Genomic DNA, 14,269 nt, shown 5'->3' with positions numbered 1-14,269 from the left:
ACGTTTCCGGAAAGGACTTTCATCGATGGCCAGTCCGTCCCGTTCGCAGCCAGCCGACCCGAGCGCGGCACCGCCCGCCGCAACGGTCACCACGCTCAGTGAGGACGAACTGAGCTCGGCGGCGCAGCGCGAGCGGCGCAAGCGGATTCTGGACGCGACCTTGGCGCTGGCGTCCAAGGGCGGTTACGACGCGGTCCAGATGCGGGCGGTGGCCGAGCGCGCCGACGTCGCGGTCGGCACGCTGTACCGGTACTTTCCGTCCAAGGTGCATCTACTGGTCTCGGCGCTCTCGCGCGAATTCGAGCAGATCGAAGGCAAACGCAAGCCGCTTGCCGGACAGACTCCGCAAGAGCGCATGCACCTGCTGCTGACCCAGATCACCCGGATGATGCAGCGCGACCCGCTGCTCACCGAGGCCATGACCCGTGCGTTCATGTTCGCCGACGCCTCGGCCGCCGCCGAGGTGGACCGCGTCGGCAAGGTGATGGACCGGGTGTTCGCGCGCGCCATGAACGACGGCGAGCCCACCGAACGGCAGCTGGCCATCGCACGGGTGATCAGCGATGTGTGGTTGTCCAATCTGGTCGCCTGGCTGACCCGGCGCGCCTCGGCCACCGACGTCACCGAACGCCTGGAACTGACCGTCGACCTCCTGCTCGGCGAACGCAACCAGTAAAGGACGACGAGCGACGCGAGCGCACCTCGAGCGAATTCGACGCCCGGCCGCCACGCCGGGCTCGAATTACCCTTGTCCTGCGACGAAGCTCACCTGCCGCGATCGCGTTGCCGTTAGCTGGGCGGATCTGTTGGACGCGAGATCAACACGTACGTTATCGTGCGCACGCGGACCGGCGCTCTTCTGTGCGGCAAATTCAACCCAGTATTGTTTTGGCCGCCCCCTGAAAAAATCCTCCGATCACTAGGTTGGATGCGTGAGCGCACAGGATCTGCCACTGGAACTTCGCCGTGCACTGTCGACGGTCGCGCGCGTGCCACGGCTGCTGGTCGCATCGGACTACGACGGGACACTCGCGCCCATCGTGTCCGACCCGGCCAAAGCCTTTCCCCATCGGGAATCGGTGAGCGCGTTACGAGCACTCGCCGGCCTCACCGGTACTACCGCCGCCGTGATATCCGGGCGCGCGTTGCGCGATCTCGCGGCGCTGTCCCGCCTGCCGGTCGAAGTGCAACTGATCGGCAGCCACGGCTCGGAATTCGACGTGGGCTTCGTCCACGCGATCGACAACGACGCCAAGCATCTGCTCCAAGAGTTGCAGTCGGCACTCAATAAGATCGCCGCGGAGAATCCCGGCGTCACGGTCGAGATCAAACCGGCGAGTGTGGCCCTGCACGTGCGCAACGCGAGCCCCGAGATCGGGCATCGCGCGCTGTCACAGGTCCGGCTCGGCCCGGCGTGCTGGTTCGGCGTTCAGGTCACCGAGGGCAAGGCCGTCATCGAGCTGGCCGTGGTGCAGACCGACAAGGGCACCGCGCTGGACACCGTGCGCCACCAGGCGGGCGCGTCGGCCGCGGTGTTCTTCGGTGACGACGTCACGGACGAAAAGGCGTTCCGGGTGCTGTCGGGTCCGGACGTCGGCATCAAGGTCGGCGAGGGCGAGAGCCTGGCCAAATTCCGGGTGGACAGCACCGAGGCCGTGTCCCGCGCGCTGGCCTACCTGCTCGAGGAGCGGCGCACCTGGCTGGCCGGCGCGAGCGCCCCGCGCATCGAGCGGCTGACCATGCTGGCCAGCCCGCGCTCGGTCGCGCTGCTCACCCCGGACGCCACGGTGACCTGGTTCTGCCATCCGGAACCGGACTCGGCCGCGGTGTTCGCGCACCTGCTCGGCGGTCCGCAGGGCGGTCACTTCACCATCGAGCCGGAGCGGCCGGGGCTGCCGCTCTCGCAGCGTTACGTCGACGGCACGATGACCGTCGAAACCCGGTGGGCCAGTTTGCAAGTCACCGACTACCTGCCGCACGATGTCGCGCCCACCCGCACCGATCTGACCAGGGTGATCACCGGCGACGCGAAGGCCGTGGTCACCTTCGCCCCGCGACCGGAGTTCGGCCAGGTTCCGGTGAACCTGGAAGCCCAGGACGGCGGGCTGCGGGTGTACGGCACCAACGATCCGATCGTGCTGCGGTCTCCCGGCGTGCAGTGGCAGATCGTCACCGACGGCACCCATGAGTCCGCGCGGGCCGTGGTGGACCCCTCCCGCGGCCCGATCGTGCTCGAATTGCGCTGCGGCACCCAGGATCTCGAACCCGCGCAGACCGGTGAGCAGGAGCGGCGACGCCAGGCCGAGCGCTACTGGTCGGAATGGGCCGCGCAGCTCACGCTGCCCCCGCTGAAGCCCGACCTGATGAAGCGCTCCGCGCTCACCCTGCGCGGCCTGGTGCACGCTCCGTCCGGCTCGATCCTCGCGGCGGCCACCACCTCGCTGCCGGAGGACATCGGCGGCGTGCGCAACTGGGACTACCGCTACTGCTGGCTGCGCGACGCCGCGCTGACCGCGTCGGCGCTGGTCTCGCTCGGCTCGCTCGCCGAGGCGGAGGATTTCCTCGGGTGGGTGCACCGGGTGCTGGAGACGATCCCCGGACCCGAGCGCCTGCACCCGCTGTACACGCTCTACGGCGAGACGCTGCCGCCGGAGGCATCGATCGACCAGCTCCCCGGCTACGCGGGCTCGCGCCCGGTGCGCGTCGGCAACGCGGCGAACATGCAGGTGCAGCTGGACGTCTTCGGCCCGATCGTCGATCTCATCGCGACCCTGGCGCACGCCAGGGAGCTGCGGGGCGTCACCGATCCGACGGGCGTGTTGCCGGACGCCGACTGGGAGCTGGTGTGTGCCATGGTCTCCGCCGTGCAGCGACGCTGGCAGGAGCCCGACCACGGCATCTGGGAGATCCGCGGCAACCCGCGCCACCACGTGTACTCGAAGGTGATGGGCTGGCTGACCGTCGACCGGGCGCTGACCCTTGCGCAGAAGTTCGATCGCGAGGTCGACCCGGAATGGGCGGTGCTGCGCGACACCATCGCCGACGAGGTGAAGGCCAAGGGCTGGAACGACGAGGTGCAGTCCTACACCGCGGCCTACGACGGCACCGACCTGGACGCCGCGACCCTGCACATCGGGCTGAGCGGCCTGATCGATCCGTCCGACCCGCGGTTCGCGGCGACCGTCGTTGCGACCGAGGCCGAGCTGCGCAGCGGTTCGACCGTGTACCGCTACCACCACGACGACGGCCTGCCCGGCGGCGAGGGCGGGTTCCACCTCTGCGCGGCCTGGCTGGTCGAGGCGTACCTGCTGATCGGGAAGCGCTCGGACGCCGAGGCGCTGTTCGCCCAGCTGGTCGACGTCGCTGGCCCGACCGGACTGCTCAGCGAGGAGTACGACCCGGTGGCCGAACGCTCGCTCGGCAACCACCCGCAGGCCTACAGCCACCTGGGCCTGTTGCGTTGCGCGCAACTGCTCGGACAGCCGGTGGAGGCCGCGCTGGTCTGACGGGCGTACCGCTCGAGGGCCCGTGAACGAGGAATCGTTCACGGGCCCTTCGCCTTTGAATTCCACGAAGGGCGCCGCATCCTACCGTTTGACGGGATTGCTAGAGTTAAACGGGAACGATTTCCATTACGAACTGCCGGACTGCCAGGAGTACCCCACGTGAATACCCGATTTGCCATCAGATGCGTAAGCCTCGCCGTGGGGGTCGCCTCAGCCATGACACTCGCCGCCTGCGGCGACTCGACCGCCTCGGACCGGCCGACCGTCGTCGCCTCCACCGACGTGTGGGGCGATATCGCCGCCGCCATCGCCGGCCCCGACGCCACCGTCCGGTCGCTGATCACCGATCCGTCCGCCGACCCGCACTCGCACGAGACCTCGGCCGTGGAGTCGGCCGAGCTCACCGACGCCGACCTGGTGATCTACAACGGCGGCGGTTACGACGAGTTCGCCGAGAAGGCGGTGGCGGGCACGAACAAGCGCACCGTGGACGCGTTCGCCTCCCGGGTCGACAAGAGCGACGAGAACGAGCACATCTGGTACGACGTGCGCACCGTCGGCGTGGTGGCCGACGGGATCGCGACGCAGCTCGGCGAACTGGACCCGGACAAGGCCTCGGCCTACGCCGAGCGCGCGAAGGCGTTCAAGGACCGGCTCGCCGCGATCACCGCCATCACCGGCAAGCTCGCTGCCGAGCACCCGAAAACGCCGGTGCTGCAGACCGAACCGCTCGCGCACTATCTGCTGGTCGCCGCCGGGGCCGATGACCTCACCCCGCACGAGTTCCAGGAGGCCATCGAGCAGGAGACCGACCCGGCGCCCGCGGCCGTCGCGGCCACCCAGGACCTGCTCACCGGCAAGCGGGTGCGCGCGCTGATCTACAACGTGCAGACCGAGGACAAGATCACCAAGGACCTGCGTGGCACCGCGCAGAACGCGGGCATCACGGTGGTAGAGGTGACCGAAACCCTGCCCGACGGCGTGGATTACATTCAGTGGCAAACGAAGAACGCGCAGGCGCTGGCCACCGCGTTGGGCTGAGCAGATGAACAAGGGAGCCGCGCTGACCGAGCACACCGACCGGGTCGACCGGCGGCGAGCGAGCCGCGAGGACGACTCGGCCGTCGTCCGGCTGGAATCGGCCCGATTGTCCTTCGGCGATCGAACCCTCTGGGAAGGGCTGGATCTCAGCGTCGCTCCTGGCGAATTCGTCGCCGTTCTCGGGCCGAATGGATCGGGCAAGACCTCCCTGCTGAAGGTGTTGCTCGGCCAGCTCGGGCTGAGCGCGGGTACGGCGCGGATCGCAGGATCGCCCGCGCGCGCCGGCAATCACGACATCGGCTATGTGCCGCAACAGAAGACGATCGACGCCGGGGTGCAGTTGCGCGGCGTCGATCTCGTCGGCCTGGGCGTCGACGGGCATCGCTGGGGCCTCGGCCTGCGCTCCCGCGCCGAACGCAAGCGCAAGGTGGCCGCGGCCATCGCCGACGTCGGCGCGCAGCACTTCGCCTATGCGCCACTGGAATCCATGTCCGGCGGCGAGCAGCAGCGACTGCGGGTGGCGCAGGCCTTGGTCGGCGATCCGAAGGTGCTGCTGTGCGACGAGCCGCTGCTGAGCCTGGACCTGGCCAACCAGCGACTGGTCGCCGATCTGATCGATCGGCGGCGGCGCACCCACGACACCGCCGTGCTGTTCGTGACGCACGAGATCAATCCGATTCTGCCGCTGGTGGATCGGGTGCTGTACCTGGTCGACGGGCAATTCCGGATCGGAACGCCCGACGAGGTGATGACCTCGGCGGTCCTCTCCGAGCTGTACCGGACCGAGGTGGACGTGCTGCGGGTGCGCGGGCGTCTGGTGGTCGTCGGCACGGGCGACACAATGGACGCACTCGGCACCGCGGGCGGACACTGCCACGGCGCGGCGGGCGACGGGTTCGCGCCCGGCGTCTCCGCATCGGACGGCGCGTCGCCGTCCGGCGGTGCCGGATCGAGCGATCCGGCGTCACACAGCGCCACGTCCACGCGACTGACGCCGAGCGACGCGCCTGTTTCCGTCACCAGCGCGGCCGACCTGGTCGACGACGACGGCAGCGCAACCCCTTCGGCGGCACATCCGGATGCGAGCGGAGTGCGCTCGTGACCGACAAGCTTTCCGGCGTGCTCACGAAGATGCTGGACTTCAGCACCACGGCGAACCTGCTGTCCTACGGCTTCGTCCAGCAGGCGTTGCTGGCCGCGGCTCTGCTCGGGCTGCTGTCCGGGGTGATCGGTCCGCTGATCATCAGCAGGCAGATGTCCTTCGCCGTGCACGGCACCAGCGAGCTGTCGCTGACCGGCGCCGCCGCGGCGCTGCTTGCCGGTATCGGGGTCGGCCTCGGCGCCATCGCCGGGTCCGTGGTCGCCGCGGTGCTCTTCGGTCTGCTCGGAACCCGCGCGCGGGAACGCGATTCGGTGATCGCGGTGGTGCTCTCGTTCGGGCTGGGGCTCTCGGTGCTGTTCCTGTGGCTGGGGCCCGACCGTGCGGGATCGAAGTTCTCGCTGCTCACCGGCCAGGTGGTCAGCGTCGGCAACAACGGCATCGGGCTGCTCGCGGTCTGCACGGCGGCGGTGATCGCGGTGCTCGCGTTCGTCTACCGGCCACTGCTGTTCGCCAGCTCGGATCCGGAGGTGGCGGTGGCGCGCGGGGTCCCGGTGCGGGCGCTGTCCATCGTGTTCGCCGTGCTCCTCGGCATTACGGCGGCATTCGGCGTGCAGATCGTCGGGGCGCTGCTCGTGCTCGCGCTGCTGATCACCCCGGCCGCCGCCGCGGCACAGCTCACCGCGAATCCGCTGCGGGCCACCGTGCTCGCCGTCGTGTTCGCCGAAGTCGCCGCGGTCGGCGGCATCCTGCTGTCGCTGGCGCCGGGCGTCCCGGTCTCGACGTTCGTCACCACGATCTCGTTCCTGATCTACCTCGGCTGCCGCGTACTCGGGACCCGCAACCGCAACCTCGCTCGCGCTCGCTGAGACCGCCGCCCAAGAGGCATCAGCCAGACGGGAACGGGCGCGGCGAGCAGTGCTGCCACCTCGATCCGCACGCGGCATCGGGTCGCCATGCGCCGGAGCGCGGGCTAACGCCCTTGGCTGCGGTGCCATTGCTGTCGCGGTGATCGGCGTTCGACTCCGGGTCGCGCACCATGCCGTTGGTGGAGTTCGCTGCTCCATGCCCGCTCTTCCGCAGACCAGCATGCTCACCGGCACCACCCGGCCCGGCTCGCGGACGAGCAGGGCAACGGGGCCACACCACGTCCGTAACGGTGTCGCACCACGAGGCATGCCGAGGGAGGCGCGTGTGATCCCGAGCTGAGCGATGGCGGCGACGGTCGGCATGGCGCGGTTGTTCACGTCCGGTTCCTGCGCGCCTCGATGGCCCTCATTCTCGATGACCGCGACCATGCGCAGTCACGGGCGTCGACACGGGATGTCAGCCAATATCAGCGCAGCTCAGAGGCGGCGCCGATCGGCGATATCAGTTTTGATGGCAGCCGCCTTCAGTCACTGCGGGCCGGTTTCGTATGCTCGATCCATCGCGCCCCCGAACGAATGGTGACCAACGATGATCGACTTCGCGATACCCGCCGAGCTCGCCGCAGAACGCGACCGAGTCCGCCAATTCGTCATCGACAAGATCGTCCCGTTCGAGCGGGACCCTCGCCTCACCGCGCACGGACCGACCGACGATCTGCGCCAGGAACTCGTCGCACTCGCCCGCGCCGAGAAGCTGCTCACCGTGCAGGCTCCCGAATCACTCGGCGGACGCGGGCTGTCCCATATCGAGCAGGCGGTGATCTACGAGGCGGCGGGCTGGTCCACGCTCGGCCCGATCGCGATGAACTGCGCGGCACCCGACGAGGGCAACATGTTCCTGCTGTCCAAGGTCGCGAACCCGGACCAGGTGCGGCGCTATCTGGCTCCCGTTGTCGCCGGACATCAGCGCTCGGTGTTCGCCATGACCGAACCCGACGGCGCCGGATCCGACCCGGCCCAGCTGGCCACCGAAGCCACCTTCGACGGCGAGAACTTCACCGTCAACGGCCGCAAATGGCTGATCACCGGCGCAAACGGCGCGAAAACCTGGATCATCATGGCCCGGCTCGCGCCCAACCCACATCTGCCAGAAGGCCCTACGCTGTTCCTCACCGACGGCGACCAGCCCGGCATCGTCATCGAACGCACGATGAACACCATGGACCGCAACTACGTCGCCGGGCACGGCGTGGTCCGCTTCGACAACCTGGTCCTGCCCAGGGAAGCGCTGCTCGGCGAGGCCGGCCAAGCGCTGCGCTACGCCCAGCTCCGGCTGGCGCCGGCCCGCCTGACCCACTGCATGCGCTGGCTCGGCGCGGCCGAGCGCGCACAGAGCATCGCGGTGGAACACGCGCGCACCCGCACCGCGTTCGGCAAGCCGATCGGCGAGCACGAGGGCGTGTCGTTCATGTTGGCGGACAACGAGATCGCGCTGCACCAGTGCAGGCTCACCATCTGGCACGCGTGCTGGCTGATGGACAACGGCGAGAAGGCGCGGCACGAGAGTTCGATCGCGAAGGCGTTCGTCTCCGAGGAGCTGTTCCAGGTCGCCGATCGATGTGTGCAGGTGCTCGGCGGCATCGGCATCAGTGACGAGACCGTAGTCGAGATGATCTTCCGGGACATGCGCGCCTTCCGGCTCTACGACGGACCCACCGAAGTGCACAAGTACGCCATCGGACGCAAGATCCTGCGCGGATAGCCGAAAGATTTCCGGCCTGGGGCGAGCTGCCCCGGTCGGCTAACATCCTTGGGCATGAGTTCGGAACTGCACGTCGATGTCTCCAAAGGTGTCGCCGTGCTCACGCTCAACCGGCCCGCTCAGCAGAACGCCTTCACCCCCACGATGGCCGCCGAACTGGGTGCCGCCCTGCAACGCTGCGATGTGGAAGACGCCATCCGTGCCGTCGTCGTCACCGGCACTCCGCCCGCGTTCTGCGCGGGCGCGGACCTATCCAATCGGGTCGGCGAGGTCAGCGCGACCATCGATCCGCCCCCGTGGCGGGTGCGCAAACCCGTGATCGCGGCGGTGAATGGACACGCGGTCGGCATCGGCCTGGCCCTCGCCCTGCAGTGCGACCTGCGGTATATGGCGCGCGACGCGGTGTACGGGCTCAACCAGGTCCGCCGTGGCGTCGTGGCGGACGGATACGCGCACTGGACGCTACCGCGCCTGATCGGTATGGCGAACGCCGCCGACATCATGCTGACCGGACGCACCTTCGACGGCGAAGAGGCGAAGGCGATGGGCCTGGCGAACAGCTGCTTGCCCGGCAGCGAGGTGCTACCGACGGCGCTCGCGGTCGCGCACGACATCGCCAATGGCTCGGCCCCGCTGCCGGTCGCGCTATCCAAGCGGCTGCTATGGGAGGGGCTCCGGATGAACCCGGCCGTGGTCGGTCAGTTGGAAACCGATCTCAACCAGCACGCCGCCAACAGCATCGACGGCGGTGAAGCCATGGCCGCGTTCCGGGATCGCCGACAGCCCAGTTGGTCCGGCAGTGTCAGCACGGAATGGCCCGCCTGGGACGCCACCGGTGAGCGCGAGAGGCCCAGTCTGGACTAGGCGGTTGCCTCGCCTTCGCTCGGCCCGGCACAGGCTGATGGACGAACGTCGCCCGCTGCGCCGTCGCTGCGGCAACGTCAGCCTCCGGTCGGCCCGGGACAGGGTAAGGGACGAGCTCCGTCCGGCTGCGCCGTCTCTGCGGCAACCTCAGCCTCCGGTCGGCACCGACGCACGCTATGGACAGATTTCGTCTGGCTGCGCCCTCTCCGCGGCCACTCCGCCTTACCTCGGCCCCGCACGGCGTTTGGACGGACTCCGTCCGGCTGCGTCCTCTCTGCAGCTACCTCAGCTTCCGCTCAGCCCGGCACAAGGGACGAACTCCTCCGGGCTCCGCCGTCTCTGCGGCAACCTCGGCCTCCACTCGGCCCCGCACGGGCTGTGGACGGACTTCGTCCGCCCGCGCCCCTTACGCGTTGCTGCCGAGCAGCAAGAACAGGAACAGCAGCGCGAAGATGATCATGAAGACGGTGCCGATGATGCCGAGGATGTAGCCCACCAGCACCTGGGCCCTGCCGCCGTACGGCTGGACAGGACCGGCGCCTTTCGCGGCCGCTTCGAGAGAATCCTCGATGTCGTTGAGCGCACGCCGACCCAGTGCCCATGCCACCGGCCCCAGCACGCCGCAGCAGAGGACGCTTCCCGCGCCGAGGAACAACACCGCCGAAGCGTTCGGATGCTCGATCGGCTGCCCGATAGGCTGATTGGGTATCACCACCAGCCAAATTCTAGGCTAGTCCGCCTCTCCGGGTCTTCAGGCCGTACAAGTCGAGTGGCGGGTGATTTGCGTTCAGGTCCTGCGTTGAGTGCCGCGTGAGTTCTGGGCGTACCCGGTGAGTTACCCATGTGCTCACGAAATCAGGTGTTGCGCATCCTTAGTCGGGTTGGATATCGGGACCCACAGGTCGGCTCGAGTGCGCGTGCCAACCGAGTGAGTGGTCACTATCGGAAAGACCGGGCACGCGTTCGCCGGGTGCAGCATGAGTCTCGGCGGCATCGACCGGCGAATGGACCCCTGCGCTCAAACCTCTGTTGCCGGGCGACTTCCGAGAGCACCACCACAGCGGCGGCGACCGAGGTGTTGAGCGATTCCCACCGGACCGGCCATCGGAATGGACAGAATCGCATCGCAGGTCTCCTGGACCAGGCCCTTGCCTTTCGAGCCCGACCACGATCATGGTCGGCCCGAAGCGTGCATGCCAGCGGCCGCGGGACTTACACGATCAAATCCGGCGCTGCCAGGCGACTTCCGAGAGCACCACACCGGCGGCGACCGAGGCGTTGAGCGATTCCACCGGACCGGCCATCGGAATGGACAGGACCGCATCACAAGTCTCCCGGGCCAGGCCCTTGCCTACCGAGCCGACCACGATCACGGTCGCCCCGAAGCGCGCATGCCAGCGGCCGCGGGACTCACGTGATCAAATCCGGCGCTGGCGTGCTACTTCCGAGAGCACCACACCGGCGGCGACCGAGGCGTTGAGCGATTCCACCGGACCGGCCATCGGAATGGACAGGACCGCGTCGCAGGTCTCGCGGACCAAGCGGGACAGACCTTTGCCCTCCGAGCCGACCACGATCACGGTCGGCTCGCGCCCGTCGAACTCGTCCAGGGTGGTATCGCCGCCCGCGTCCAGGCCGACGATCTGAACGCCCTGCGCCGCCCAATCCTTCAGCGTGCGCGTCAGATTCGTCGCGCGGGCGACCGGGAGCCGAGCCGCGGCGCCCGCGCTGGTGCGCCAGGCCACCGCCGTGACGCTCGCGCTGCGCCGCTGCGGAATCAGTACCCCGTGGCCGCCGAAGGCCGCCACGGAACGGATCACCGCGCCGAGGTTGCGCGGGTCGGAGATGTTGTCCAGCGCGACGAGCAGCGCGGGAGCCGCCGAGTTCCGGGCACGGTCGAGCAGATCGTCCGGATGGGCGTAGCGGTACGGGGGCACCTGCAACGCGACGCCTTGGTGCAAACCATTGGCGCTCAACCGATCCAGGTCGGTGCGCGGCACCTCCAGGATGGAGATGCCCGCGTCGGCGGCGATCCGCACGCTCTCGGTCAACCGGTCGTCGTTCTCCGTGCCGACCGCGATATACAGCGCCGTCGCGGGCACGCCCGCCCGCAGACACTCCACCACAGGGTTGCGACCGAGCACCAACTCCGGACCGTCATCGGTCTTGCGTCCAGCGGGCCGCGCCGCGGCACCACCGCGTGCGGACGAACGACCTTGGGCGGCCTTGGCTTTCGCGGCCGCCCGCTTGGCGGCGGGATGCTTGGTCCGCTTCTCGGCGGGCGGCGTCGCGCCGCGCCCCTCCAGCCCGCGCCTGCGTTTGCCGCCGGAGCCGACCACCGCGCCCTTCTTGGTGCCGCCCTTACGAACCGCACCTCGACGCTGCGAATTGCCTGCCATCACTTGGCCTTTCCGGATTGCGGTGCGCCGAGCGCCCATTCGGGACCGTTGGCGGTGTCGGTGACCTCGATGCCCGCGGACTGCAAGCGATCGCGCACGGCGTCGGCCGTGGTCCAGTCCTTCGCCGCCCGCGCCTGCTGGCGACGGTCGAGTTCCGCGCCGACCAGCACGTCGAGTGCGCCGAGCGCGGCCGAGGAGTCGCTCGGCGCGTACCAGTGCGGGTCGAACGGATCGACGCCGAGGACACCGAGCATGGCGCGCACCTGGCCGGCCAGGTCGCGGGCCGAGTCGATCGCGCCGACCTCCAAGGCCTTGTTGCCTTCGTGCACGGCACGGTGGATCTCGGCCAGCGCTTTCGGCACCGCGAGATCGTCGTCGAGGGCGGCGGCGAACGCGTCGGTCCACTTGCCGACCGGGATCTCCCCGGCCCGGTCGAACACCCGGTTCACGAACGCCTCGATGCGCTGATAGGACTGGGCGGCGTCGTACAGCGCCTTGTCCGAGTACTCCAGCATCGAGCGGTAGTGCGCGCTGCCAAGGTAGAACCGCAGTTCGACGGCGCGAACCTTCCTGAGCACGTTCGGCACCGACAGCACGTTGCCCAGAGACTTGGACATCTTCTCCCCGCCCATGGTCACCCAGCCGTTGTGCAGCCAGTACCTGGCGAAGCCGTCGCCGACGCCCTTCGACTGGGCGATCTCGTTCTCATGGTGCGGGAACACCAGATCCATGCCGCCGCAATGGATATCGAACTCCGCGCCGAGATAGAACTCGGCCATGGCGGAGCACTCCAGGTGCCACCCGGGGCGGCCGGGCCCCCACGGCGACGGCCAGGTCGGCTCGCCCGGCTTGGCGGCTTTCCACAGGGTGAAGTCGCGCGGGTCGCGCTTGCCCTCGCCCGCGCTCTCGCCCTGGTGCACGTCATCGAGCTTGTGGCCGGAAAGCTTGCCGTACTCGGGATAGCTCACCACGTCGAAGTAGACGTTGCCCGCCGAGGCGTAGGCGTGCCCCCGATCGATCAGCCGCCGCATCATCTCGACCATCTGGGTGATGTGGCCGGTGGCGCGGGGCTCCGCGGACGGCGGCAGCACCCCGAGCTTCTCGTAGGCGCGATCGAAGGCGCGCTCGTGCGTGGCGGCCCATTCCCACCACGGCCGGCCCGCCTCGGCGGCCTTGGTCAGGATCTTGTCCTCGATATCGGTGACGTTGCGGATGAACCAGACGTCGTAGTCGTGCGCGAGCAGCCAGCGTCGCAGCACGTCGAACGCGACTCCGCTGCGCACATGGCCGATGTGCGGCTCGCCCTGCACGGTGGCGCCACAGAGGTACACCGAAGCACGGCCGGGGACCAACGGCGCGAATTCGCGCACGGTCCGCGTGTCGGTATCAAAGAGGCGCAGCGTCACGGCAGTCGATCCTAGCTGGTGTTTCAGGGCGTTCACGGACCGGCTCTGGTCCGCCGGAGCAGGATCAACGACAGGCTTGCAGCAGGGCCGTCGCCACAGCGGCGACGCCCTCGCCGCGCCCGGTCAGCCCGAGACCATCGGTGGTGGTGCCGGACACCGAAACCGGGGCTCCGAGCAGCTCGCCGAGCACCTGTTGCGCCTCGGCGCGGCGGGGCCCGATCTTGGGCCGATTGCCGATCACCTGCACCGCCGCGTTGACCACTTCGTAGCCCGCTTCGCCGAGCAGCCTGCGCACTTCCTTCAGCATGGCCGCCCCGGAGACGCCTTCCCATTCCGGGCGTCCGGTGCCGAACACCGCGCCGACGTCGCCCATGCCGGCCGCGGACAGCAGCGCGTCGCACAACGCGTGCGCGGCGACGTCGCCGTCGGAGTGGCCCGCGCAGCCGTCGTCGCCGTCGAACAGCAGACCAGCCATCCAGCAGGGCCGACCGGCCTCGATGGGGTGGACGTCGCTACCGATGCCGACGCGCATGGTCACGGCGCCACCTCGCCGGCGCTCGGCGCCGCCATGGCGCGCTGTGTCGATGGTGCGCTCGCAAGCTCGCTCATCACCCGGCCGATCTCCGCACCGTCCAGCACCGCGTTGGCGAGCAGGAGGTCGAGCGGAGTGGTGATCTTGAAAGCCAGCGGATCGCCGGGAATGGTGGTGACCACGGCGCCGAGCCGCTCGACCAGCCCCGCGTCATCCGTGGCCTGGATGCCTTCGGTCGCGTAGGCGGAGCGCAGCAGATCGGCCGCGAAACCCTGCGGCGTCTGTATGGCACGCAATTGGGCGCGATCAGGAGTGCCGGTGACCGCCCCGGTCGCATCGACCGACTTGATGGTGTCGGCGACCGGGAGCCCGGGAATCACCGCTGATCGCCCCGCCCGCAGCTCCGCGGCGACCCGGGCGATCAGCCCGGGAGGCGTGAGGGCTCGGGCGGCGTCGTGTACGAGAAAGTAGCCCGCGTCGGGCGCGGCGGCGATACCCGCACGCACCGAGTCGATGCGTTCGGCGCCGCCGACGACCACGTGGACCGAATCCGAGGTCGGCAGCAGGGCAACGGCGCTGTCGACGAGCTCGGTGGGAACCATCACGATGATCCGGTCGACCGCGCCGGAGGCGATCAGGCCTTCGACGGCGAGCCGGACCATGGGCGTGCCGCCGACCGTGACGAACGCCTTGGGCATCGATTCGCCCAGACGTACGCCACGACCGGCGGCAGGCACCAGAGCAACGACGGGTCCGCTGATGGAACGGACACCGTTGTCAGGTGTGTTCAC

Annotated in this window: 12 protein-coding genes and 1 pseudogene; 7 read left to right on the top strand and 6 right to left on the bottom strand. The window is 69.1% G+C overall.

Annotated elements, in window-relative coordinates; translation table 11 throughout:
* The first annotated feature begins 25 nt into the window (after positions 1–25).
* From kstR to ACWPXK_RS04895, 7 genes and pseudogenes are all read left to right on the top strand, one after another.
* On the top strand, positions 26–676 hold the full coding sequence (gene kstR / locus ACWPXK_RS04925) for a cholesterol catabolism transcriptional regulator KstR (RefSeq protein ID WP_364335458.1): 651 nt from the start codon (positions 26–28) through the stop codon (positions 674–676).
* Positions 677–932: 256 nt separating this feature from the next.
* On the top strand, positions 933–3,506 hold the full coding sequence (gene otsB, locus ACWPXK_RS04920) for a trehalose-phosphatase (RefSeq protein WP_454194777.1): 2,574 nt from the start codon (positions 933–935) through the stop codon (positions 3,504–3,506).
* A 216-nt stretch (positions 3,507–3,722) separates the two neighbouring features.
* Positions 3,723–4,547 (top strand): metal ABC transporter solute-binding protein, Zn/Mn family, encoded by an 825-nt coding sequence (locus ACWPXK_RS04915; RefSeq protein WP_454194776.1) that lies wholly within the window; start codon positions 3,723–3,725, stop codon positions 4,545–4,547.
* A gap of 4 nt (positions 4,548–4,551) precedes the next feature.
* Positions 4,552–5,415, top strand: a pseudogene (locus ACWPXK_RS04910) (metal ABC transporter ATP-binding protein); the annotation flags it as partial.
* Positions 5,416–5,645: 230 nt separating this feature from the next.
* Positions 5,646–6,515 (top strand): metal ABC transporter permease, encoded by an 870-nt coding sequence (locus ACWPXK_RS04905; RefSeq protein ID WP_454194775.1) that lies wholly within the window; start codon positions 5,646–5,648, stop codon positions 6,513–6,515.
* A gap of 589 nt (positions 6,516–7,104) precedes the next feature.
* Complete coding sequence (locus ACWPXK_RS04900) at positions 7,105–8,277, top strand: acyl-CoA dehydrogenase family protein (RefSeq protein WP_454194774.1); 1,173 nt, start codon at positions 7,105–7,107, stop codon at positions 8,275–8,277.
* A gap of 54 nt (positions 8,278–8,331) precedes the next feature.
* Positions 8,332–9,141, top strand: a complete 810-nt coding sequence (locus ACWPXK_RS04895) for an enoyl-CoA hydratase/isomerase family protein (RefSeq protein WP_454194773.1) — start codon at positions 8,332–8,334, stop codon at positions 9,139–9,141.
* Between the two features lie 406 nt (positions 9,142–9,547).
* On the opposite strand, the gene ACWPXK_RS04890 is transcribed toward ACWPXK_RS04895, so the two are convergent.
* From ACWPXK_RS04890 to ispD, 6 genes are all read right to left on the bottom strand, one after another.
* Positions 9,548–9,856, bottom strand: coding sequence for a DUF4190 domain-containing protein (locus ACWPXK_RS04890; RefSeq protein WP_454194772.1), 309 nt, complete (start codon positions 9,854–9,856; stop codon positions 9,548–9,550).
* A gap of 505 nt (positions 9,857–10,361) precedes the next feature.
* Positions 10,362–10,514, bottom strand: a complete 153-nt coding sequence (locus ACWPXK_RS04885; protein WP_454194771.1) for a TrmH family RNA methyltransferase — start codon at positions 10,512–10,514, stop codon at positions 10,362–10,364.
* A gap of 45 nt (positions 10,515–10,559) precedes the next feature.
* Positions 10,560–11,540, bottom strand: a complete 981-nt coding sequence (rlmB, locus tag ACWPXK_RS04880; protein WP_454194770.1) for a 23S rRNA (guanosine(2251)-2'-O)-methyltransferase RlmB — start codon at positions 11,538–11,540, stop codon at positions 10,560–10,562.
* On the bottom strand, positions 11,540–12,946 hold the full coding sequence (gene cysS / locus ACWPXK_RS04875; RefSeq protein ID WP_454194769.1) for a cysteine--tRNA ligase: 1,407 nt from the start codon (positions 12,944–12,946) through the stop codon (positions 11,540–11,542). The genes rlmB and cysS overlap by 1 nt, the downstream gene beginning before the upstream one ends.
* Positions 12,947–13,010: 64 nt before the next feature.
* Positions 13,011–13,478 carry a 2-C-methyl-D-erythritol 2,4-cyclodiphosphate synthase gene (ispF, locus tag ACWPXK_RS04870; RefSeq protein ID WP_454195454.1) on the bottom strand — a complete coding sequence of 156 codons (468 nt, stop codon included), beginning with the start codon at positions 13,476–13,478 and terminating at the stop codon, positions 13,011–13,013.
* A 2-nt stretch (positions 13,479–13,480) separates the two neighbouring features.
* Positions 13,481–14,269: a 2-C-methyl-D-erythritol 4-phosphate cytidylyltransferase gene (ispD, locus tag ACWPXK_RS04865; protein WP_454194768.1), complete on the bottom strand. Its 789-nt coding sequence runs from the start codon at positions 14,267–14,269 to the stop codon at positions 13,481–13,483.

It is taken from the genome of Nocardia sp. Marseille-Q1738, from assembly GCF_965283145.1.
The sequence above is the reverse complement of the archived record's forward strand: the minus strand, read 5'-3'. Positions and strand labels throughout refer to the sequence as shown.